The sequence below is a fragment of the Cognataquiflexum nitidum genome (assembly GCF_022538055.1).
GTDB lineage: Bacteria > Bacteroidota > Bacteroidia > Cytophagales > Cyclobacteriaceae > Cognataquiflexum > Cognataquiflexum nitidum.
The window spans coordinates 1-24,060 of the sequence record NZ_JAKZAM010000017.1 but is presented as its reverse complement, the minus strand read 5'-3'; the positions used below and the strand labels follow the sequence as shown (position 1 = coordinate 24,060).

Genomic DNA, 24,060 nt, shown 5'->3' with positions numbered 1-24,060 from the left:
GTAAAGAATCAGGACGGACATACAAACTATCCTGATTTTTTTCGGGTAAGGATAATTATACTCCCTTTGGGGTATTTTTTGAAAATGGGATAATCTGGAATTTTATTGAATAATATTTTTCTTAAAAATCAAACAATTAAACTATGGGAACCTTAAAATCAAACACTTTTGTTTTTAGCAAATTACTACTTGCTTTACTATTATGTTTTGGATCGATATCCTGTGAAGGTCCTGAGGGGCCGGCGGGTGCAACAGGTCAGGCAGGGCCCACGGGAGCACCAGGTCCGGCGGGAGCTCAAGGTCCGGCAGGTGCTATAGGTCCACAAGGACCTGCAGGAGCTGCAAATGTTATTGCCAGTGAATGGAAAAGTCTAACATGGACAGTAGCTTCCCCATTTGCCACAAGTACCATAACTGCACCTGAAATCACTGAAAGCGTGCTAAATCAGGGGACAGTTTTGGCGTATTGGAGGACTAGCCCAACCGCCATAAAATTGTTGCCGACACCGGTTTACAATTCAACAACTGGTGCACTGAGTTACATTATCGATTACTCTATACGTGTTGGAAATTTATTGATTTTTCATGGAACCCCTCCCAATGGCAGCCCAGGTGCAGCTACTTCATTTCCGAATGCCAATGTTCGGTACATCGTCATCCCACCTTCCAGCAGTGGTGACAGGGTAAAATACCCTTTTGAGTTTGATGATTACGAAGCCGTCTGCGATTACTTCGGGATTAACCCTTAATTTATTTTTCGTCTATATTTTCAAAAAAGTCACTCAGGGATTTGGGTGACTTTTTTTTTTTGAGAAGTTGGATATTGGACGGGACAACCGATAGGATAGCGCCAAAGGCTTTTTGGCAAAGAATCCCTATTTTGAAGTTTTTCAGGAAGCCCTCGAGGCCATCGCCTTATTTGGTGAATATTTACAACTTGTCACAATTTTGAAAAACATAAATAAATGGATATTGGAAATGCTTCTAACAAAATTGCGAGAGTCATACGGGAAATCTAACAGAGAAATGAAATCATAAAAATGATATTCAATCAAAGTGAAACCAAAGAAACTGCACTACCCCTGAACCCGAGTCCACTTACTGTCAAGACCCACCGCAAGAATATTTTCAGAAAGCTGGGAGTCAAAAATCTGGCAGAATTGTTGGCTTTGGTCAAAGACCATCCGAGGTTGTGAATTCAAACAAAGGGATAAAAGATAACATTTTTTTCTATGCAATATTTGACGGCAAAAAATACTCCTTTTGGGGTATTTTTTGCTGTCTTAGATAGCTTGATATTTATAATAAAGTCGATTAAAAAATTCTAATCATAAAATCAAGCAAATTGTAGGTTTACCCTTAATTGAACATTTTTTTTGACCAATGCTGTTGCTGAAGCTATTCGGCAGCAGCTTTTTTTGGGATAGAAAACGGGACCTTTGCTATCTGGGAAAATCAGGATAGAGCTTCACTTGGATTAATACAATCCCTCTTTCGGTAATTTTTTTTCATTTGATATAAGGAAAATAGACAATCTAGGGGCTCCAACGTAGAATTATTTTCTGTTTTGAAACTCCTGAAAGTTTAATGAAGAAAGGTTCCCACCATTTTTCTGAAAATCATTAAAATTCCTCCAAACAAAGAATCCCAAAGCGTAAATTAAATTGGTTGTTATGTTGGCAACATTCTGGACGAACCACAAATTTCCCGCGATTTGAACATTGATCATTCCTTTGATGAAAAAGGTGCAGAAATTATAAAAAAATATTCCGAAAACTATCCAAAAAGATAAAGGCATCTGGGTTTCTTTATTGTATTCAATGATCTCTAAAACCAAAAATCCTGCAAAAAAGGACAAGCTTACTGCGGTGAAAATAAAGTAGTAAGAAAATAAGTTTTGATAAAAGATAGTGATTACCCAAAATAAAAAACTGATTCCCATAAAAACCTTTGTCGCTTTGGATATTTCTTTGCTTATGGTGAAGTATCCGATCCACCAAAATAAAAATAAGGGTTCGGCCAAACCATATGCATATCGAAATATCCAATTGCCTTCTGCATTCGATGAGATATACATATACCAACCTATCAAATCAACAATAAAACCGAATGAAAGAAAAACCAAAAAAAGATTATAGGGCCATTTTTGAAAAAATTTTCCCCACATCCCAAACAAGAGAGGAACTATTACAGAAAAGGTGGAAAGAATTTTAAGATAATATACGGTATCATTCATCAGAACATCAAAATAAATAGGAATGAGAAAATTCCCAAAACAAGTAAAGAAATACTTATCAACTATTTGGAGGTGGGGGCCAAGAATGTTGGAGTATGCTCGAAGAACTGTTTATGCTTTCCTGAAGTGCAATAGGCTTTCCATTTGCGGTCAATCCCATTAATATAACTCTTACCCTATTCGTATCTTTGTAAAACTGTGTAGAATCGTCATAACCAAACAAATATGCGATATATTCAGTTTGAGGATCATTCAATAAATCACTGAATTCATAGCTCGTAAAGCCTTTGTTTTCAAAAAAACTGCAGTAATATTTATTGTAAGATTTTCCTGATTTATCTAGGGCGACCTGGGACAATATTCTGACGCAATCCGATTTATCCAAAACCTTTGCTGGATCTGGGGAAATACTTAATCCGTTTTTAAGAAAATCCGAAACTTCCCGCTTGCTTACAGAATTTTGCTTGTATAAAATACTATGAGAAGAGTAAACTAGTTTTTCATTTTTGGGGACATTAGGAACATTTTCAATATCGTATTCACCGTCCTCAAAGGCCAAGAAAAAGCCTGGGAAATTGTTGTTTATGTCTGTGTTTCTACAAAACCATGACATGCAGCCATAGTAGACGTCACTTTTTTTCATGGTTTCCAAACTTGATTTATGAAGAACTCCACCTATAGCTTCATTTGTTGCCATGTTATATAGTTCGAATTCGCTTAGGAAAGCAAAAATCAAATCAACAGCTTGGTCAAAGCTTATTTTGTAACTTCTTTGGGGTGATGATGCTTTTGTCTCCATATTGATAAAAGATTAATCTGTTGGTTATGGTATTGAAGTCTTTATGACTGATTCAGGTGGTTTTTTTAGATTCTCTTAACTCTTTTGGTAGTGTCACATCAGGAATTATAGCGTGCATTTTCTCATCATTTTTTTTGTAAGAGACCGAAAAGTAAAGTGAAACCAAAAGAAAAGTCTTTGGAATAGAAGACTTCCCGCATTTCAAAATTTGATTTTTTATAAAAGGATTTATGTTTCTTCCAGCTTACTCAAACCTCGACGCATCCCCAATATTTTTCCCCCTTGCCCAAACGCTTGGTCAGCTGCATTTCAGCGGATTTTGGAGAAGATATGCTTAGTGTAAACTGTCCTCCAGTCGGGCTGTTTACGAACCATTGAAGTAAATGTTCCTCATCATCGAGTTCCATTTCCACCGGAAATACAGATGGCAGAAGATCCCCATCCAAAATCAGTTGAATCTTTCCTTTTTCCACAAATGCACTTACTATTAGTTTTTTCATTTTTGAAAATTAACCGATCAGCCTTATCAAGACCAATGAAAACTAGCATAAGGGCAAAACTCCTAAGAACTCGGTTGGGGTGAGGTTGAAATCGGTAGATTACCTGATGGTTTTCAGGAATTCGTCCTTTCTCCTTCGGGAAACATCCACATAGCTTCCATCCTCCATTTTCACTTGTCCCCCTTCTCCTTTGATATATTCTTTGACATAAGCCAAATTGATCAAATGACTGTTGTGAATCCTATAAAATCCCTGCTCCAAAAGCATCATTTCACACTCTTTCAGTGTTTTGGATACTATAATGGTTTTCTTGTCAATCAAATAAAAAGTGGTGTAGGTATTATCAGATTCACAGCGGATGATTTCCTGTATGGGTACAAAAAGATACCCGGATAGGGTAGGGAGTGCCACTTTTTTTTTATGGTTGGATTTGGAAAGGTTATCCAGCAATTCCTGTACATGGTCGAAGTTGCTGTCTTTTTGCATTTTATTTCGGAATTTTTCCAATGCCTGAACCAGTTCAGATTCTACCAAGGGCTTAAGCAGGTAATCTACTGCTGCCAAGCGAAAAGCGCGTATGGCATAGGTATCATAAGAAGTGGTAAATATGATCGAGAAGGGGATGCTTTTGAATCCCATCAGCCAATCAAAGGCATTGCCCGGCGGTAAGTCCACATCGCAAAAAACCAAGTCTACCTCTGTTTTTGCTATCAAATCAGAAGCTTCTTTCAAATTAAATGCCTGACCGACCAAGTATAAATCAGGGAATTGGTCCAATAATCCTTTCAATTGGCTTTGGGCAGCCACTTCGTCCTCTATGATTATGACACTGTAGTTTTTCATAATTAATCTTCAAAAGGTATCCTAATGCGCAGTACTTTGCCGGGAATCCCGTCTTTTCTCTCTTCGAGTATATACCCTGAATTTGTTCCTTTCAATTGGTTGAGAATATCAAACCGTTCCTGCATCAAATTCATACCCATAGAGGTTTTTTTGACTTGCTCTGCAAGATTATTTTCCATTTTCCAGGGTTTGCCGTTGGTATTGTGGTCCCTGATTTCACATTGAAGGTGACTGTCGTCTAGCTGCAAAATATTTACCTCGATTTTTCCTCCTCCTGACACGCCGTGCCAAACAGCGTTTTCCAAAAATGGTTGGATCAGCATAGGAGGTATATAGGTGGTTTCAGGATCCAATCCGTCTGCGACACTGATAGAAAAATCAAAGACACGGTTTATGCGCAGTTGCTCGAGTTCTAAGTAGATCCTATTGGCCTCCAATTCATCTGCCAATGAAACAGTTTTTTGCTCACTGCTCTCCAAGACATATCGGATTTGCTGTGAAAATTTCAATAAATACTGTCCGGCTTCATTGACAGGATGGTTGTACATATAATGATGGATGGAATTCAGACAATTGAAAATAAAATGAGGATTGATTTGGGCTTTTAACGCTTTCAATGCCACTTCTGCTTTCTGAAGTTGGAGTTCCGTTTCCTGTTCTTTGATTTTGGCTTCCCTTTTGTAGCGGTAAAAAACGAATACCACAAACGAAAAAGCAACCACTACAGGGATAAGGGCAAATAAAATCAGGGTATTGATTTCAGAATCTATCTGAACTTGTAAGATTTTATAAGAAAATACCAGAGCATGGAATTTACCATTGATCCAAAAGTCACCTAAAAAATCTATTTTGGTCATTGTTACAGGAATATTTTGCCAAAAATATAAGATATTTTTCCCTTGGAAAGGCAGAAAATAAGAATTTGATATTTATTTTTTTAATAGTGACATTCAAACTAAATTTTTTAAAGTACGGTATACCCTGTAGGATCTTCTCAATAAAATCACCATTCCTAAACTCAGGTTTCTACTGTTATTACATTTTGCTATTTTTCGGTTTTTTATACCTAAAACCTAAGGCAAAAGGCCTCAGGTCTTTTGGTCTAGATGCCATTTTCTTTTCTATACCCTCCAAAATCACACTCAAAACTGCATTTTGCTAAAACTCATTGTCATTGAAAGTTTTTCTTCAGCATATTCAAGTGTTTTTAACGCATTAATTTCACGGATTTTGACCAATAATACGGGGGCGTAGTTTTTTAAAGAACAGTAAGCCGGGGAGCAATACCCGGCTTTTTTTTAAACATTTTTAAAATAGATATTGTCCCTGATTATGGCCCTGTATAAAATTGACTCCTGCCAAAAATATTTAATGGAGTTGTCGTTATTTGCCAAATTTAGGCCTTCAATCAGTCTGTGGATTGTCGTAGGTTCGGTTAATTTTTTTTCACAAATTCAAATGCTTTAATTGAGCTTTAAAGATTTGGGCTTTGCCATTTGAATCCCGAAAACCTTATTAGAGATGAAAATTTCTTCTAGGTACTTCATCTTCTTAGCTCAGATTACCAAAGACGTGAATCTCTTAGTCGTCATCCTGATCCGCCGCACCGGATCAGGGTCTCTTTTTCTGAGATCTTTCATCCTTCCCGAAAAATCCGGACAGGCTGTACCTCGGATTCAAGATGACGCAAGACCAACCGTCATTTCTTTTATGAACATTTGTAAATGTTCAAAAAGGAGAATGACATTTTGGAGTATTGAGGTTCAATAGGAATGTGGCTTCAGCCCATTCAATAATAAAAGCCAAGCCACAAATCGGCTTTAGCCAAAATATTGTGACAGAATTGAGATGTCCGTATCTCTGATGATGTCATTGGTAGTGAAGCGAAGAATCTCATATAATAAGGAGATTCTTCACCTTTGCAGGCTAGGGTTCAGAATGACAAGTGACCGTCATTACTTTTTTATCTTTTCAAAATGTTAAATTATCAGAATAAATGGGTAGCCAAGGTTATTGCCTTATATTAATTTTTTTATTTATGTTGAACCTTCCGTTTTGCTGTTAACCTGAGGTTATGGGAGCTTTTTAAACATTACGAATAAATGAATCTTTTTTACCTTTTTTTAACTAAAAGAAATAAATAAACAAATATTTATTTAGTAAATATTTATCATATACTTTTTTAGACACTTTGTTTATTTGTTATTTTTATTAACAAAAAATTTAAGTAAAATAAAAAATATTTAATTTAAAATATAAATTATTGAATTTGAAATAATTTAAACAGTAATTTAAATTTTATATAAAATAAAACTATAATTATAAAATAAATCTTAAACAAAAAAAAATGACGAAGCCCTACTACATGATTAAAAAGAGACCTTGGATTAAAGTAAAAATTTTATTCCTATTCTCTATTATTTCTCTATTTAGTTCTCCAACTTTTGGAGGCGAGACTGAAATTTTATCGATCCTTAATTTAAGGTTAGCCGACCCTGTCCAAGTGTATTCTGATGCTACAGAGACGACATTACTTAGCAGTCACGTTACAATTCAGGCAGGTATAAATGCGGCGGCAGCAGGGAATGTTGTCCGAGTAGATGCAGGTACCTACACCGAGAATGTATTGGTAGATAAATCTATTTTTATCCGAGGTGCCAATTTTGGTGTCAATCCAAATACAGGTACGAGGGTAGCGGAATCCATCTTGAGTGGAACGTTCTCTTTGCGAAGCAGTGGAATAAACATAGATGGATTTAAGGTTACGGGCACAGGAGCTGCATTTGCGGCAGGTGGTGCTGGTCCTTGGAGTGATGTTATATTGACCAACAACATTGCTGAGGGCAATACCGGACAACAGACTATTGTATATGGTTTTGCTTCAGGAGCAGTTACGACTTCGATCGGAGCACAAAACTGGGTTGTGAGCAATAACCTGATCTCTGATATTCAGTTGGCAGATGCCACAGCTATTGCTTTGTTTAACATTACAGGGTTAACAATCAGCAACAACACGATTTTACATTCCAATGCATCCTTCAACGGCCGCAGGGGAATGAACATCGATGGATCCCGGGATGTGGTAATCAGTGGGAATACTGTAAATCTTGGTATAGTAGGCCCGTTGTCAGACAATACCGACGGGACATTTACCAAAGCCAGGTATTCACTTCAGCTATCTGCAAGTGACCGTTCTGTGAGCAATGTTTCTGTTACAGGCAATATTTTTGGAGGGGCTTATGATGGAATTATAACTCTAGGCAATGGAGAATTCTCAACGATAAATATTTTGTCAAATGAGATTTCAGATGTTGTAATAGGCGTCAGGACTCAAGCAGGTTCAAATACAAATGTTGGTTCCCACAGCAATTTTACTATCAGCAACAATAAAATCAGCAGTTCCAACAGGAGCATATTCCTCCAAAGTGGGGGAGTGGGGACCTTGGATCCCTACAATGCGATCAACATAACTGAAAACAGTTTGTTGAGGTCAAGTGTAGGTGCTGCATTGGAAATTGATGCAATAGCAATAATTACTGATGGAAAAATAGCTGCTTCAGGCAACTGGTATGGTTCCGCTGAATATGCGGTTGTTAGTGGTCGAGTTGCGGGAGCGATTGACTTCATACCTTTCCTTACGGATGGGACTGATACTGATCCTTTAGTTTTAGGTCTTCAACCTGTGGCAAATGCCAACAATGGTACGGCGCCTGTCCAAGTGTATTCTGATGCTACAGAGACGACATTACTTAGCGGTCACGGTACAATTCAGGCAGGTATAAATGCGGCGGCAGCAGGGAATGTTGTCCGAGTGGATGCGGGTATCTACACCGAGAATTTAACAATTAACAAAAGAATAACCCTGAAGGGGGCTGGTTCTGCCTCTACAACCATACAAGCAGCGACAGCGTCCATGCCGGTAATCACCGTTACGGGATCAGGTCTGGATGCGTCTAACCGATTGGTAATTTCCGGCTTGAAAATAACGGGAGCTACAGGATCGGGAAATCCTGGATCAGGAATTTTGGTTGTCGATCCTGCTAATCTTGCGGCACAAGGGTATATGACCTTCTCCGGTCTCGATATCACCGGCAATGGAGGCGAAGGCTTGGTTTTCAACAATACTATCGGTGTAACGGATATTATTGTATTGAATAGCAGCCTGAGCTCAAACAGCGGTTCAGGACTTCGGATTGCTTCTGCAGTACCCACTTTTGACGGACTGAACGTAAGTGGTTGTACCATTGCAAATAACGGAGGTTCAGGGTTTAACTTTAATCCAAGCGCCAGCCAAAGGGTAGGTACTAACTTCTCTTTTACCAATACAAACTTTAATACGAACAATACAATAGGGACAAACAACGTCCATGACATTTCCATGCTTGGTTTTAATGGAAGCGTGTCATTTACGGATGTTAACGTAAACAGTAGTAATCCCAACTATGCGATGGTTTTCGGAGGCTTCACAAATAGCAGTAATCCGGTTAGCCCTGCAGGAGCTATTGTTTTAAATGGTGTCAACGTAACCGGTACCGTAGGTAAAGAGGGTGTTCTCTTTTTCCGTTATTCTGAGGCATCTGCTGTAAGCCTTACTGATCTGGATGTCAAAGACCTGACTGCAGGCTGGGTGGTACAAATTAATTGTCAACATACCACAGGGATATTGAATCTTGGGAATACATCCTTAAAGACCTTAAGTGCAGGAAGTACAGGTACGGTCAATGCCACTGAAGCAAGCTTCTTCAATTCAAGCAATGTTTTACTCGATAAAGGAATACTTGCAGATAACTTCCAGATAGCTGACCAGTTTTTAGATAAAATTGACCTGGCAACGCGTGGATACATAGAAATCGTAGCTGGGAAAAGCTTTGTTACAACCAACAGTTTTTTTACTCCCAATACTTCTCCTTCTATCCAGCGGGCAATTGATGCCCTTCCAACAGGTGGAACCGTTCATATCCAAGGTGGTGCCAATTATACCGGTGGTGCCGATGCAACTACTTCAGGCAAGAATGTTACCCTTTCACCGGGTTCCAGTCCGGCCTGTGTGACTGTTGACGGGAATCTGACGCTTGATAGTGGTGATGTGCTTGAAATCGAAGTGTCAGGCGTCACGGCATGTACAGAATATGACCAGTTCAAAGTGAATAACGGGACGGTTACTCTTGGCGGGTCATCACTCAGCCTTGACTTGTCGTACACCCCGGGTTCGGGCGATCAAATAACTATAATCGACGGTTCTTCCGCAATAGTGGGTATGTTTGCCGAAGGTACCAGCATTATGGTTGGAGGGTTGTTGTTTTCCATTGATTATGCGGGTGGACCTGATGGCTTTGACGTAGTTCTGACAGCCCCTGAAATTGAGTATGATATTGATGCATCTGAAAGCAGTATTCCTGTACCGGTGGGACAAGCCGCTATTCTAAAAGCTACAATATCACCAAACTCACCTGGAGTGAACGTTACTTTTACAGTAACCAATGAAGCCAATGTAACTGTGTATACTGCTACGGTAATAACCGATGATTCTGGTTTTGCCACCGCCACTACAGATATTCTAGGAACTATTGGGGTATTTAAGGTGACAGCTACAGTAAACGACGGAAATAATTCTTCCACTGCATACATTCCAGTATATGATGCTAGCGGAAGCTTTGTAACCGGCGGGGGTTGGATTAATTCTCCAGCCGGATCAATGCCAGCAAATCCCACAGTAATTGGCAAAGCAAACTTTGGATTTGTATCAAGATACAAGAAAGGCTCAAGTCAGGTGGATGGAAATACGGACTTCCAATTCGTCTCCGGTAATTTGATATTCAAATCCAACATGCATGAATCAGGTTCTTTGGTGATTTCAGGAAGAAGGGCAACTTATCGTGGTACAGGTACAATCAACGGACAATCAGGATTCAAATTTGTGGTGGTCGCTATTGATGGAAACTGGAATGGACAAACCAACCCGGATGCATTCAGAATCAAAATATCCACAACTTCAGGGGAGGTTATCTATGACAATAGAATGGGAAGTGCTGAAAACACTGAAGATGCCACGATCTTAGGAAACAATGGTACAGGAGGTGGTTCGATCGTGATCCATGAAGCGAAAGGCAAAGGCAATAAGAGAATTGAGCCGGGAAGCACGGAAGATGAGATGAACTCAACTTTTGAGAACAATGAAAAAGAGCTTGTTCCAAATACGATCAGGATTTATCCAAACCCTGCATCTGAAGTTTCGAATATCCAAGTTAACTTGTATGAAGGTTCAGGTGTGACCCTAAGGGTATTCGATGTTGCAGGTCGATTGGTAATGGAAGAGCAAAGCTATCAGGAAAGAAGTTTCACAAGAACATTGGAACTGAAAGGTCTAAGTAACGGTCTGTACCATGTAGTGGTGCAGGTGGGTAACCAAGTCATGACCAAACGCTTGGTAAAAAAATAGTATAAAATTCATTTAATTGTCATTCCCCTTTCGGTATGAGCCGAAAGGGGAATTTAAAAAAAAGCCACCGAGGGAGTTTTTCATCGGTGGCTTTTAATTTTATTCATACCCAAGGAGGTAATCAATCAGGTCGTCACTCTGAGTTTTCAACATTTTTAGAAATTTAAGAAAAGGAAATGACGTTGAGGTTTTTCTAATTTGGCCTCGGCAAGCTCCCCCCCCCAAGAACAACCAATATTTCGTTCCCTGAGCCTGCCAAGGGGTAATTTAGGTTTCCGTTATTGGTAGTGAAGCGAAGAGTTTCATATAATTAAGAGATTCTCCACCTCCGCAGGCTGCGGTTCAGAATGACGGTCAACACAATAAAAAAACCACCAGAGAATTTCTTTCCCCGGTGGCTTAATTCCTTTGCGCTTCCGCGCCTTTGCGGGAAACATTTCACTCCTCTTAGAAACCTTTTCCTTTGTGCCTCCGTGTCTTCGTGTGAAGGAATTTCAGGAAACATTCCTTTGCGCTTCCGCGCCTTTGCGGGAAACAATTTTTCAAATCTTGAAATACCCCTTCCTTTATGCCTCAGTGCCTTCGTGGGAAGCAAATTCCGGAACCCTTTCCTTCGTGTCTTTATGCCTTCGTGGGAATTTAAAAACCCTACTTAAAAGCAGCTATCCCCGTAATCTCGTTCCCTAAGATCAACAAATGGATATCATGTGTGCCTTCATAAGTCACAACTGATTCAAGGTTCATCATATGGCGCATGATCGGGTATTCTCCTGTGATACCCATGCCGCCGTGGATCTGACGGGCTTCACGGGCAATCTCCAATGCCATGGCCACATTATTTCTTTTTGCCAAAGAAATATGCGCGGTAGTGGCTTTGCCTTCATTCATCATTTTGCCAAGTTTCCAGACCAATAACTGTGCCTTGGTGATTTCGGTCAGCATCTCTGCGAGTTTCTTTTGGATTAATTGGAAGGATGCTATCGGTTTGTCAAACTGTATCCTTTCCATGGCATACCTTCTAGCCGAATCGTAGCAATCCATCGCTGCGCCTAGTGTTCCCCATGCGATGCCATACCTAGCCGAATCCAAGCACATCAATGGCGCACCCAATCCGGATTTGTTTGGCAGGATGTTTTCCTTTGGAACTTTCACATTGTCAAAAACCAATTCTCCCGTGCAGGATGCCCGCAACGACCATTTATTATGCGTCTCCGGCGTAGTAAAACCTTCCATGCCTCGTTCTACAATCAGGCCGTGGATTCTTCCGGTTTCATCTTTTGCCCAAACGACGGCAATGTCTGCTTTGGGAGAGTTTGAAATCCACATTTTTGCGCCATTGAGGAGGTAATGGTCGCCCATATCTTTGAAGTTGGTCTTCATCCCGCTCGGGTTGGAACCGTGATCAGGCTCTGTCAGTCCAAAGCAGCCAAGCATCTCGCCTGAGGCAAGTTTGGGCAGGTATTTCATTCTTTGGGCTTCTGAACCGAATTTATAGATCGGATACATCACCAAAGAACCTTGGACAGAAGCCGTCGAGCGCATGCCTGAGTCACCTCTCTCGATCTCCTGCATGATGATGCCGTAAGAGATATAATCAAGCCCGCCGCCGCCATAAGCCTCAGGAATCTGCGGCCCAAAAGCACCTACGTCGCCGAATTTCCTGACGATCTCATAAGGAAAATGTGCTCTTTGTGCCCAGTCTTCTATGTATGGACTGATTTCTTTTTTGACAAAATCCCGGATCGAAGAGCGGATCAGCAAGTGCTCTTCGGTCAATAAATCATCAACCTGATAAAAATCAGCTCCTTCATAAAGGTCTTGTTTCAAAGATTTGTGTGCGGTGGCAGTATGCTCCATAACTCTTTTGGTTTATTGCTTATTAAAATGGATTTTTGCAGCGGATTGTTTGATTTCTGCCTGAAATAAACAAGAAGGGCGGTAAAAAACTACCTTATTGAACAAAAAATTAGCACATGGATCCGATACAGGCACAAAAAGATATTTTAGATAAAATAGAGCTACTTCAGCAAAAATTCAAAGCTTCCGGTCAGGACCTATCTTCCTACCTTGAAGGTTTGCTTTATGCCGATTACATGACGTATTGGGATTATATCAATCTGGATATTTTGTTGTCCCTGCAGCAACCCAGAACATCCTTCAAGGATGAGAAAATCTTCATTATGTACCATCAGATCACGGAGCTTTATTTCAAGCTGATCATTTGGGAACTCGAGCAGATCGCTGAAAAGGAACCTTTGGATGGGAAGTTTTTCAAAGAGAGATTGGAGCGGGTCAACATGTATTTTGACCAGTTGATATCTTCCTTTGCGGTGATGTGGAAAGGGATGGAAAGGGAGCAATTTCTCAAGTTTAGGATGTCTTTGTTACCATCAAGCGGTTTTCAGAGTGCCCAATATCGCGTGATTGAGATCTTGGCCTGCGATGTGCAACAATTGCTTTTTGTCGGCATCAGACAAATGATGCAGAGTGAGCAAGATGTCGATGTTCTGTTTGAAAACCTCTATTGGCAACATGGCGCTGTAGAGTTGGCCACAGGAGAAAAGACATTGACCTTGAAAACTTTCGAAGCCAAATACGGAAAAAGGCTCAAGGAATTTATAGCCAATTACAAGACGATTAATATCTGGAGAAAATACCTTGACTGTAACGAAAAAGACGAAGAGTTGACCAAGCTGATTAAGGACTTTGACCTGAAGGCAAATGTCTTTTGGCCATTGGCACATTACAAGTCAGCGGTGAGATACCTACAGCGTGACCCTGTCGATATCGCTGCTACCGGCGGTACCAATTGGCAGAAATACCTACCACCACGTTTTCAGAAAGTCATTTTCTACCCGGAGCTTTGGACCGAAAAGGAAAAGGAAGAATGGGGAAAAGGTTGGGTGGTGAAGGAGGTTTTTGGAGAAGAATAAAACGAAGTACGAAGTACGAGGTACGAGGGTGGAAGTTTGGAAGTTGGACGGTTTGGTAAGAGGTGAAAGGTAAGAGGTAAATCTCCCACCTGATTCTTGTTTCTTAACTCTTAGTTCCTACTTCCCTTGGTTCCTGAGCGAAGTCGTAGGGCTCGTCTCACGTCTCACGTCTCAAATCTCAAATCTCACATCTATTTAAGGATAAATACCTTACAAAATGAAAAAAGAATTGCTATTACAATTGTCCCCTCAGGAAGCTTATGATGAGGAGGTTTTTAGGGAGACAGCGCTGAAAAGAGCTGGAATTTCCTCTGAACAGCCTAACGCTTATGCCCGTCAGGTCAAGCGCTCCATAGATGCTCGGGGAAGGCAGGTCAGGGTGAATGTGACAGCCGAGGTATTTGTCAATGAAGCACCAACGCCGCTTTTGACTACCCCAAAAGCCTACCAAAATGTGAGCAATGCAGAACCTATCATCATTGTCGGGGCAGGACCGGCAGGACTTTTTGCGGCCTTGAGAGCGATTGAATTGGGCGTAAAACCCATCCTCATCGAGCGTGGAAAAGACGTCAGGGCTCGGAGAAGGGATATCGCCGCCATCAACAAAGACCATATCGTCAACCCTGAATCCAATTATTGTTTTGGAGAGGGTGGGGCAGGTACTTATTCGGACGGCAAGCTTTATACCCGTTCCAAAAAGCGAGGAGACATCCGAAGGATCATGGAAATTTTGGTTGCCCATGGCGCCACGGAAGAGATTTTGGTCGATGCTCATCCCCATATCGGAACCAACAAATTGCCCATTTTGGTGGCCGAACTGCGAAAGAGCATACTTGACGCGGGTGGGGATATTCTGTTCGAAACGAAAGTGACTGACCTGATTTTGGACAGAAATGAAATCAAGGGAATCACCACGCATACCGGAGAAAGGATTTTAGGAAAAGGGGTAATCCTTGCCACAGGACATTCTGCCCGGGATATTTTTCATTTGCTCCATTCCAAAAAGGTTTTAATCGAGGCCAAGCCTTTTGCATTGGGCGTGAGGGTCGAGCACAGCCAAAACCTGATCGACCGCATCCAATACCATTGTGAGATCGATCGCGGACCCTACCTGCCTGCATCTTCTTATGCTTTGGTCAATCAGACCATGTTCAAAGGAAAGCAACGGGGTGTTTTTTCTTTTTGTATGTGTCCTGGTGGATTTATCGTGCCTGCAGCCACTTCTCCGGGTGAGATAGTCGTCAACGGCATGAGTCCGAGTAGGAGGGACAGCAAGTTTGCCAACTCGGGTATCGTCGTAGCCGTCGAATTGGAGGATTTGCCCCAATACCAAAAGTATGGGCCACTGGCTGCGATGATGTTTCAGGCAGAAGTGGAGCAAAAAGCCTGGAAGGCAGGCGGAGAAACTCAGACAGCACCTGCCCAACGATTGGTTGATTTTACGGAGAAAAGGGTGAGCAAAAGTTTGTTGGACACTTCCTATCAGCCGGGTTTGGAATCAGCAGACATGTATGAAGTTTTACCGGATTTTATTTCAGAAAGGCTGAGACAGGGATTTGTTGATTTTGGTAAAAAAATGAAAGGTTACCTGACCAATGACGCACAGATTATTGGGGTAGAAAGCCGGACTTCCTCACCTGTACGTATTCCGAGGGACAAGGAGAGTTTTGAGCATCCCATCATCAAAGGATTGTTTCCCTGTGGGGAAGGTGCAGGATATGCCGGAGGAATTGTCTCCGCGGCTATGGATGGCGAGCGATGCGCTGAAAAATTGGTGGAGATGTATGTTTTGATATAGTCAATAGTTAATAGACCATAGACCATAGCAATTAAAGACAAAATATCAGTATTCAGTGGCGTTTACTGCCCACTGAATACTGCTTACTGAAAACTACCCTCTGAATACTGGGTACTGTTTACTGTTTACTGAAACCTGCCCACTGAATACTGAAAACTGCCTACTGAATACTGAAAACTGCCTACTGAATACTGGGAACTGAATACTGTTACTGAAAACTGCCTACTGAATACTGGGAACTGAATACTGATCAACCCAACCAGCTTGACCAAGGGATTCTTGACAGAATCAAAACCAGACCAATCGCATACATCATGTAAATGGAACGGAAGCGCGCACGGCTTTCAGTCATTTTTTTGGCACGGATATATCCAACGGAAATGATGATAATCGCCAAGATATTAATGACCGGATGTTCCAAGGCAGTCAGTCTTGCAACTTTGTCTCCCATAGCACCACCACCTGTTAACAATGAAAATCCAAGAGGACTGACAAAGTAGAGGATCAAGCCAACCAATAATTGGATATGGGCCAAGATGAAGCCGATCATGGCAATTTTCCTGTCCTTTTCTGTAAATTCCCTACCGCTCAAGGAACCGATTAATGCGTAAATCATCACAATGACCAAAGCAGCCAAGGCCAGATAAGCCAAGCCGGAATGAAGATGTTGTAAACCTGTGTACATATTTCGTTTATTATTTTGGTTTAAAATTAAGCCTAATTCTCATTAAGGAGCAAAAGGAATGATCAAAAAGGATGAATTCTTTCCACTTGATAAGATTCTTTGCTTTAACCAAGAACCAAAAATGAAAATTTTTCCCGCAGATCTCGCAGATTTCGCAGAAGGAATAATAGAGATAATCTTGTTTTTTTAATTAGTCTTTCCTAATTACTTCTGATTCCAAAAGACTTCTCCCCCTGGTCGAAGTGACAAGGATAGGATTTTTATATGCTTGATGTTATCACAATCGGAATGTCTTTTTATCCATAACTTCCAACTTCCAACTTCCAACTTCCAAACTTCCCACCTTCCCACTTCCAAACTTCCTACTTCCCAAAGACTTCTCCCTCAGGTCAAAGTGACAAGGATAAGCTTTCTGTATTCATGGCATTTTCACAAACAATACCTTCAAATATCAAAGAATTCTTTTTCTTTCTCACCTCCCAAACATCCGTCATCCGTCATCGGTCTTTTCCTCCAACTTCCAACTTCCATCCTTCCCAACTTCCTTACTCCCCAACCCCCTCAATCCACATAAACCACCAACCCCTTCAAATACTCCGTTTCCATATGGAAAATATTGATCGGGTGGTCTGCGGGTTGGGAAAGGTAATGGAGGATTTTGACATTCCTGCCGGCTTCCATGGCTGCCGCCGTGATGGTATTGGCGAAAAGCTGTTTGTCCACGACCTGCGAACAGGAAAATGTAAATAGAATTCCTCCCTTTTTGATATGCTTGAGCGCTTCGAGATTCAGCCTTTTGTAAGCCTGAACCGCATTGTGTTTGGCTTTTAGGTTTTTGGCAAAGGCAGGTGGATCGAGGACAATGATGTCATAGTCGGTTTCGATTTCCCGGATGTACTTCACCACATCAGCGACAATGGATTGGTGTTTTCCTTCAAATCCTGCGTTCAAGGCTACATTCCGGTCTGTCAGTTCTATGGCTTTGGCAGAAATATCTACCGAATGGACTTCAGATGCCCCGGCTTTCAGGGCCGAAACCGAGAACCCACCGGAATAGCAAAAGGTGTTGAGTACTTTCTTCCCTTTGCTGTATTTGCCAAGCAAGAACCTGTTTTCCCTTTGGTCAACAAAAAAGCCTGTTTTTTGTCCCTTTTCCCAATCGATTTCATATTGACAGCCATATTCCACCACCATATTGGTATCAGGTTGACCAAAAACCACCCTGTTTTCAACCCCCAAATCCCTTGGCAATGTCTCCGCGCTTTTGTCATAGACACATTGCAACTTTGATCCCAAGACAAACTGGAGCCCCTGACTGATTTCCTTCACGTGCCTATACATTCCGATATGATGAGTTTGGATGACCGCAGTGCCATTGTAAAAATCTACAATCAATCCCGGCAGCCCGTCACTTTCCCCATGAACCAAGCGGTACACATTGGTCTCAGGATTAGCTGTCAGCCCTATCGCTTCACGCAGGCGATAGGATTGGGCAAGTCTTTTTTTCCAAAAATCCAGGTCGATTATTTCCTCCTCAAAACTCACCATCCTGACCATGATCGAGCCATATTGAAAATGTCCTACACCGAGAAGTTGGTTCTTATGGCTGTGAACCTGTACCAATTCTCCGTTTTTGAGGACTTCATCTTTGGCAGCAATCGCCCCCGAAAAAATCCAATGGTGTTTCCTGAGACTTGAAATCTCTTTTCCTTTAAGGAGTTTGATGATGGGATAGGGGAGCATGGTATTTGTTTTTAGGGAAAATCAAAGTTCCCACAATCATGGCGACAGCGCTGACGCACAGTGCAGGGATGTGGGTATAAATCGGCAATTCAAATATTTCCAACACAAGGTAAGCAATCATCCCAAAGACAATTGACATCAAAGCGCCCATTTCGGAGGCTTTTTTCCAATATAATCCTGCTGTAAGCGGCACAAACAAGGAGACCAACAACAGGATCGATGCGCCTGCCACAAGCTCATAAATATTGGTCTTCCATTGTGCAAGCACTGTAGCTATCAGGGCCACGGCCACAATATTTCCCCGCAGGATCCAAAGGAAATACTTCTCTTTTAACCTTGATCCAAAATAGGGCTTGATGATATTTTCTGATAAAATGGCGGAAGGGGCCAACAAACCCGAACTCGTCGTACTCATAATCGCAGAGATCAACGCTCCAAAAAACAGGATCTGAACATGCATTCCGCTATGTCTAAGGACCATTTCTGGGAGAAGCAATTGTTTGTTTTCAAGGTAGATTTCGGGATAAAGAAATTTGGCTCCAAGCGCAATGAATAAGGGCAAAAGACCAATCGTTACATAAAATCCCCCGGCAAGGTAGGTGGATTGGACGGCGACTTTCTCAGATTTGGAAGACATGACCCTTTGGTAAATGTCCTGACTCGGAATACTTCCCAAACCCAAAACCATCCATGCGCCAAGGTAATTGAGCCATGAAATCGGGTCAGGATTCGGTAAAAACTGGAAACTTCCCTCAGGAGCAGATTCCAAAATCGGCATCACCCCGCCGGCTTTTTGGGCTACTAAAACCGCTACCCAAACCAAGCCCACGACGATCAGCGTTGTCTGTATAAAATCGGTTATCGATATCGCCCACATTCCTCCAAGGAAAGTATAAAAGACCACAACCACAGCACTGATGATGATTCCCTGCTGAATGCTCAGGTCTGTAACAGTTGTAAAAATCAAGGCCATAGCTACCAATTGCGCAGCCACGTATCCAAAGTAAACCGGTACCATAAAAATCGAGGCGAAAAACTCGACCCTTTTCCCAAAGATTTTTTTATAAACATCACCCAAAGTCAGGACATTCATCCTGTACATCGGTCTCAAAAAGAAAGCGCCGAACAATACCAAACACAGTGCCCCTCCAAATGGATCTTCCATCACACCCTGCAGTCCATGTTCAAGGTATTCGGAAGAAGCGCCAAAGATGGTCTCAGACCCAAACCATGTCGCAAACAATGCCGAGGCAGATAAAAAAAGTGGCAACTTCCTTCCTGCCAATACAAAGTCCTTGGAGTTTTTGACCAGCTTCGATGACCAAGCACCTATCGCTACAGTGACTAAGAGGTAGATGATGATGGCAATTACTAGCAACTTTAGCTATAAATTAATGGTGGTCTACTTAATTCTGATATTAATGGATACTGATTGATATTGGATATTGGGATTGGCCAGAATAAAATATCAATTAATATCCAATATCCATCTCATATCTTTTTCTAGGAGTATTTTGTCATTCGAATTAATAAAATTCAGCATTATCAGTAAGTAAAATTGAGTTTGTGATGCGTCATCCTGAAGGAGGTACAGCCTGTCCCGTTTTTTCGGGAACTGAAGGATCTCATTTAATTTTGGTGAGACCCTTCGCTTCACTCAGGGTGACGGCACCGACAATTACATCACTGGTCGTATTCAAATCTTAAATCTTAAATCTCACATCTCAAATCTCATATCTATTTATACATTTTCTCCTGAAGGGCCTTGATCTCGGCTGATTCAAGGTAATCATCATAAGGCATCCGTCTGTCGATGGTTCCTTTTGGGGTAAACTCGATGATCCTGTTGGCAGTGGACTGCACAAAGGCGTGGTCATAGGAGGTCATCAACACTGTTCCGTTGTAATCAATGATGGCGTTGTTGAATGCCGTGATGGATTCCAGGTCCAAGTGGTTGGTAGGTTCGTCCATGACGAGGAGGTTTGGATTTTGGAGCATCATTCTGGAGATCATGCAACGCACTTTTTCCCCTCCGGAAAGCACTGCACATTTCTTGAGAGATTCTTCCCCTGTGAACAACATCCTTCCCAAGAAAGTCCTCACATACGCCTCCTCCTGATTGGTAGAATATTGCTTAAGCCAATCGATCAGGTTGAGGTCTGTCTGAAAAAACTTGGAGTTGTCATTCGGTAAATAGGCTTTGTTGATCGTCACACCCCATTTAAAGCTTCCTTTTTGGGTAGGAATTTCTTCCATGATGGTCTGGAAAAACTTGGTAACCGCCTGCTTGGTCTTGGAGATAAATGCGATTTTGTCTCCTTTGTCAATCATCAGGTTCACATCTGTGAAATAGATGGCGTTGGCATCTTTCAATTCCAGACTTTCGGTCATAAAAATCTGATCGCCTGCTTCCCTTTCTGGTTTGAAGATAATGCCAGGATATTTCCTCGTAGAAGGCTGAATGTCGTCCACATTGAGTTTTTCGAGCATTTTCTTCCTGGATGTCGCCTGCTTGGATTTGGAAACGTTGGCAGAGAAACGCAGGATAAACTCCTGCAATTCTTTTCTCTTTTCTTCGACCTTCTTGTTTTGATCCGACTTCTGTTTGGCGGCCAATTGGGAAGATTCGTACCAGAAGGTATAGTTACCGGAATAAATCCTGATTTTGCTAAAGTCAATGTCCACGATATGCGTAGAAACCGCATCGAGGAAGTGACGGTCGTGGGAAACGACGATCACCAAGTTTTTGAAATTCACCAAGAAATCCTCCAGCCAATTGATGGTTTGGGCATCAAGGTCGTTGGTAGGTTCATCGAGGATTAGGATATCAGGATTGCCAAAAAGCGCCTGTGCCAAAAGCACCCTTACCTTTTGGTTACCGGCAAGTTCCTTCATCTTCATGTAATGCAGGTCCTCGCTGATGCCAAGACCGGAAAGGAGGGAAGCGGCATCGGATTCGGCATTCCAACCGTCCATTTCCGCAAATTCAGCTTCCAATTCTGAAGCTTTGATCCCATCAGCCTCAGTAAAATCCTCCTTCATGTAGATGGCGTCCTTTTCAGCCATGATGCCATAGAGTTTTTTGTGGCCCATGATAACGGCTTTCAGCACTTCTACCTCATCAAATTCAAAGTGGTTTTGCTTCAAAACGGCCATCCTTTGGCCCGGGGTAATGTGCACCGAACCTGAAGTGCTGTCCTGATCTCCGGAGAGGATTTTCAAAAAAGTGGATTTTCCGGCACCGTTGGCACCGATGACACCGTAGCAGTTGCCGGGTGTGAATTTAAGGCTTACTTCATCAAATAAGGTTCTCTTGCCGAACTTGAGGGAGAGGTTATCTACAGTAATCATTTTTGGCTAAATTATTTCGAGGTGCAAAGATAGGTATTTCCCACAAAGGGACTAAGGGAGAGGGGAGAATTGGTGGGAAATTAAAAAAGGGTGATAAGTAATGGAATTAATCAGTGTAAGAAGTAATTGTAAAATTAAACACTGTCCAAAATTTAATTTCCAAATTTTTAGATGGTCAATTTTTTTAATTTATTCTAATAAATGCTAATGCAAGTTTAAAAATGAAATTAAGTTTTGTGAATTTTTTCAATAGGCTTGTAAAGTATATTGTAAAATTCTGCTTTAAGTTGAGAAATTTTTAACCTATTTAAACCATTAAGTTCACCTGAAAAAGTTTTATCAATGTGAGACTTTACTGTATCTTCTACTTCATTGATTTTATTGAGGCATATTGAGTAAAGTTCTGAATCCAAGGATGAAACAATTGTTAAGAATTGGATATTAAAATTCTCTTTCAGATCATCAAATTTTTTAATATAATCTAGCTTTAAACCAAAATTTATGTCTTCATCCTCCAAAAAAAGATTATTTTGACTAACCTTTATATCCTCGATAAAGAAAATTTCAAGTTGTTCAAAAAATGAATCTATTTTTTGTATGTTTCTTTCAATCAAAACATTTAAATACCAATTTACAAGAGATTCATTAATTCTTTCTTTTTTATTGATTTTTCTCTCCCAAATAAAGATCAAAATAATAATCACTGCACTTAATATTCCAGAAGTTTTATCAAAAAAATCAAGGACATCTTCTCCGGTAATTTCTATATGATGTAGAAAAATAAAAAATAACATTTAAGAAAAAATTTTTTTTAGAGTATTGATATCCTTTAATGAATTTTTTGCATAGTCTAATCCTTCTTGAATATGGCTTTTTAAAACATTTAATACACGATCTGAATTATCACCAAATTCAAATTTGTACTTATTTTCAAAACTTTCAAAACCAAGTTTTTTAATACTTTCATAAAACAATCCTAGGAAAAAAGAAGGATTAATGGAAGTAGTACCTTTAGGAATAAAAATAGTATAAAGATTTAAATCTAAATCCTTATTATTCAAATTTAATTCAACTCTAGCATTTACACCTTGAGGTCTTCCGGTAAATAAAGAACTTCGATGTCCTCTAAATTTCGATAAATCAATTCTTTCTCTATTTTCCTTCATTTTGCTTCCTTTCCAGATAGTTTTGATTAAGGTAAATTTTTGCATTTAACAATGTTCCGGGAAATTCTAAATCCAATTCTTTCAAATTATTTCGATCTTGTTTTTCTTTTAAATCTTTTATTGAATTTAAAGATATTAAATTGACGCCATCTTTTTCGAACGGTCTATATTTATTGTCACAGATTAATTCTGTTTTACCTGAAAATATATGAAGCCTTGGTTTATGTTTTTCATTTTCAAAATCTCCTAATTCTAGAAACGATTTAATAAATTTAATTGTTCCCGTTCCTCTGCTTGAATCTTCGTATTTTAATCGGCTTATGCCTTCTTGAAGTGCTAGTAAGGTAAAATAATTATCCTTTGATATATAATTTCTTCCCAAATAGGAATTATACAAAGATTCGATGAGATTATAATTTTCGATGTTTAATTCTTTTGTTTGTTCTAAACCCTCAAATATTGAAAAGCCAAAATTAAAAATTGCTAAATTTAATTCTCCTATTTTTTCCTCATTTAAATCTTCTGTTAAATTTTTTAGATAATTTGCTGTTAAATACCAGTTTTCAAATGGACTATGGTCTTCAGCATTATTTAGCATTTCAGATATTATTCCCTCTACGAACCCTCTTCCCTCTTCAGATAATTCAAAACCAACATCATTCAAACAATCATTTATATATAACACGGTTTTTGTGGTTAATTTTCCTTTTTTATTTTCCGCATATGATTTTTGCTGTTTTCTACCAGTAAGAAAACCAATAGAGTGAATAGGTACTAAGTCACCTTTTTCTAACGTTAATTCATCGATTTTTACAAAACCGTTTAACAATAACTGTTTGTTAACTTCATCGTGATTTGATTTTGAAACTTCTATTTTCGGAATAAATTTTATAACAGTTAGTCTTTTATTGATTTTTTCTAAATCTTCTTTTAACTGAATTTTACAAATTTGAAGAAGAAATAAGGAGGGTAAATCTACATCAATACAATTTGAAAAATCTACAGTAATCTTATAGTCAAATCCTCTAGATTCGAAAATTGTATAGTTTATCGAAATAATAATTTCTAATGTTTCTTTATAATTTCTTTTAAGACTAAAAATTTTAGGTATTTTAAAATGAAGGTTAAAATCCCATTTGTTTTTAAACTTGGATTCGAAAAAGCTGATTAATTTTGATTTGCTATTTTCTAAAATCTTTAGGTCATATTTTCGATAAAAATTTGTCAGATGGATAAATTTTATTGATCCTGAAAAAATTTTCTTTCCTTTCTTTTTTTTTCGCCTTAAAGATAGCTCTTTCTTTGAACGTGTATTTTGTAATTTAATTGGTTGATGATTTTTTTTCATTTTAGGTATTTAATTAATTTTCATGAGAAAATTTTTTTATCTTAAAATTTGATAAATGGAAGATGCTTAATGTTTATTAAAACTATTATTTATTTATTTGATAAAAAATTTAAACCAAAATATTAGAATTAAAAATTTTATTGTAACTACTCAGGTTGTAATTTAGCTATATGAGTGAGGTTTTGGAGGACATTTTCTGACTTTTTGATCAAGGTGTCG

The 24,060-nt window shown here is 39.8% G+C and carries 17 protein-coding genes; 5 read left to right on the top strand and 12 right to left on the bottom strand.

The features are described 5' to 3' along the window. Positions 1-143 precede the first annotated feature (143 nt). The gene (locus tag MMU07_RS12595; protein WP_241126231.1) at positions 144-749 is read left to right on the top strand and encodes a collagen-like triple helix repeat-containing protein; all 606 of its coding nucleotides are present in this window, start codon (positions 144-146) and stop codon (positions 747-749) included. 291 nt (positions 750-1,040) lie between these two features. Then, a complete protein-coding gene (locus MMU07_RS12590; RefSeq protein WP_241126230.1) occupies positions 1,041-1,196 on the top strand; it encodes a LuxR C-terminal-related transcriptional regulator in 156 nt (51 codons plus the stop codon). A gap of 1,098 nt (positions 1,197-2,294) precedes the next feature. On the opposite strand, the gene MMU07_RS12585 is transcribed toward MMU07_RS12590, so the two are convergent. The 4 genes from MMU07_RS12585 to MMU07_RS12570 all read right to left on the bottom strand — a co-directional run bounded on the left by MMU07_RS12585 (position 2,295) and on the right by MMU07_RS12570 (position 5,235). Beyond that, positions 2,295-3,035 (bottom strand): hypothetical protein, encoded by a 741-nt coding sequence (locus MMU07_RS12585; protein ID WP_241126229.1) that lies wholly within the window; start codon positions 3,033-3,035, stop codon positions 2,295-2,297. 248 nt (positions 3,036-3,283) lie between these two features. Next, positions 3,284-3,535, bottom strand: coding sequence for a hypothetical protein (locus MMU07_RS12580; protein ID WP_241126228.1), 252 nt, complete (start codon positions 3,533-3,535; stop codon positions 3,284-3,286). Positions 3,536-3,634: 99 nt separating this feature from the next. Beyond that, the gene (locus MMU07_RS12575; RefSeq protein WP_241126227.1) at positions 3,635-4,378 is read right to left on the bottom strand and encodes a LytR/AlgR family response regulator transcription factor; all 744 of its coding nucleotides are present in this window, start codon (positions 4,376-4,378) and stop codon (positions 3,635-3,637) included. A gap of 2 nt (positions 4,379-4,380) precedes the next feature. Next, positions 4,381-5,235: a sensor histidine kinase gene (locus tag MMU07_RS12570; RefSeq protein WP_241126226.1), complete on the bottom strand. Its 855-nt coding sequence runs from the start codon at positions 5,233-5,235 to the stop codon at positions 4,381-4,383. Positions 5,236-6,725: 1,490 nt separating this feature from the next. Here MMU07_RS12570 and MMU07_RS12565 point away from each other — a divergent pair. After that, positions 6,726-10,817: a T9SS type A sorting domain-containing protein gene (locus tag MMU07_RS12565; protein ID WP_241126225.1), complete on the top strand. Its 4,092-nt coding sequence runs from the start codon at positions 6,726-6,728 to the stop codon at positions 10,815-10,817. Between the two features lie 648 nt (positions 10,818-11,465). Here the strand turns inward: MMU07_RS12565 and MMU07_RS12560 are convergent. Continuing rightward, positions 11,466-12,674: an acyl-CoA dehydrogenase family protein gene (locus MMU07_RS12560; RefSeq protein WP_241126224.1), complete on the bottom strand. Its 1,209-nt coding sequence runs from the start codon at positions 12,672-12,674 to the stop codon at positions 11,466-11,468. 116 nt (positions 12,675-12,790) lie between these two features. Between MMU07_RS12560 and MMU07_RS12555 the strand changes: the two genes are divergently transcribed. Together MMU07_RS12555 and MMU07_RS12550 are read left to right on the top strand one after the other, a co-directional pair. Then, positions 12,791-13,750, top strand: a complete 960-nt coding sequence (locus MMU07_RS12555) for a tryptophan 2,3-dioxygenase family protein (RefSeq protein ID WP_241126223.1) — start codon at positions 12,791-12,793, stop codon at positions 13,748-13,750. 217 nt (positions 13,751-13,967) lie between these two features. Continuing rightward, entirely contained in the window at positions 13,968-15,548 is a 1,581-nt protein-coding gene (locus tag MMU07_RS12550; protein WP_241126222.1) for an NAD(P)/FAD-dependent oxidoreductase, read from the top strand. 250 nt (positions 15,549-15,798) lie between these two features. Here MMU07_RS12550 and MMU07_RS12545 read toward each other — a convergent pair whose 3' ends face one another. From MMU07_RS12545 to MMU07_RS12515, 7 genes are all read right to left on the bottom strand, one after another. Further along, positions 15,799-16,233, bottom strand: a complete 435-nt coding sequence (locus MMU07_RS12545) for a hypothetical protein (RefSeq protein ID WP_241126221.1) — start codon at positions 16,231-16,233, stop codon at positions 15,799-15,801. Positions 16,234-16,794: 561 nt separating this feature from the next. Then, entirely contained in the window at positions 16,795-17,976 is a 1,182-nt protein-coding gene (locus tag MMU07_RS12540; protein ID WP_241126220.1) for a class I SAM-dependent rRNA methyltransferase, read from the bottom strand. Beyond that, positions 17,945-19,354, bottom strand: a complete 1,410-nt coding sequence (locus tag MMU07_RS12535; RefSeq protein ID WP_241126219.1) for a high affinity choline transporter 1 — start codon at positions 19,352-19,354, stop codon at positions 17,945-17,947. The genes MMU07_RS12540 and MMU07_RS12535 overlap by 32 nt, the downstream gene beginning before the upstream one ends. A 359-nt stretch (positions 19,355-19,713) precedes the next feature. Further along, positions 19,714-21,327 (bottom strand): ABC-F family ATP-binding cassette domain-containing protein, encoded by a 1,614-nt coding sequence (locus tag MMU07_RS12530; RefSeq protein WP_241126218.1) that lies wholly within the window; start codon positions 21,325-21,327, stop codon positions 19,714-19,716. Positions 21,328-21,554: 227 nt separating this feature from the next. After that, positions 21,555-22,121, bottom strand: a complete 567-nt coding sequence (locus tag MMU07_RS12525) for a hypothetical protein (protein ID WP_241126217.1) — start codon at positions 22,119-22,121, stop codon at positions 21,555-21,557. Continuing rightward, positions 22,122-22,493, bottom strand: a complete 372-nt coding sequence (locus MMU07_RS12520; protein ID WP_241126216.1) for a hypothetical protein — start codon at positions 22,491-22,493, stop codon at positions 22,122-22,124. After that, positions 22,480-23,841: a hypothetical protein gene (locus MMU07_RS12515; RefSeq protein ID WP_241126215.1), complete on the bottom strand. Its 1,362-nt coding sequence runs from the start codon at positions 23,839-23,841 to the stop codon at positions 22,480-22,482. The genes MMU07_RS12520 and MMU07_RS12515 overlap by 14 nt, the downstream gene beginning before the upstream one ends. Between the last annotated feature and the right edge of the window lie 219 nt (positions 23,842-24,060).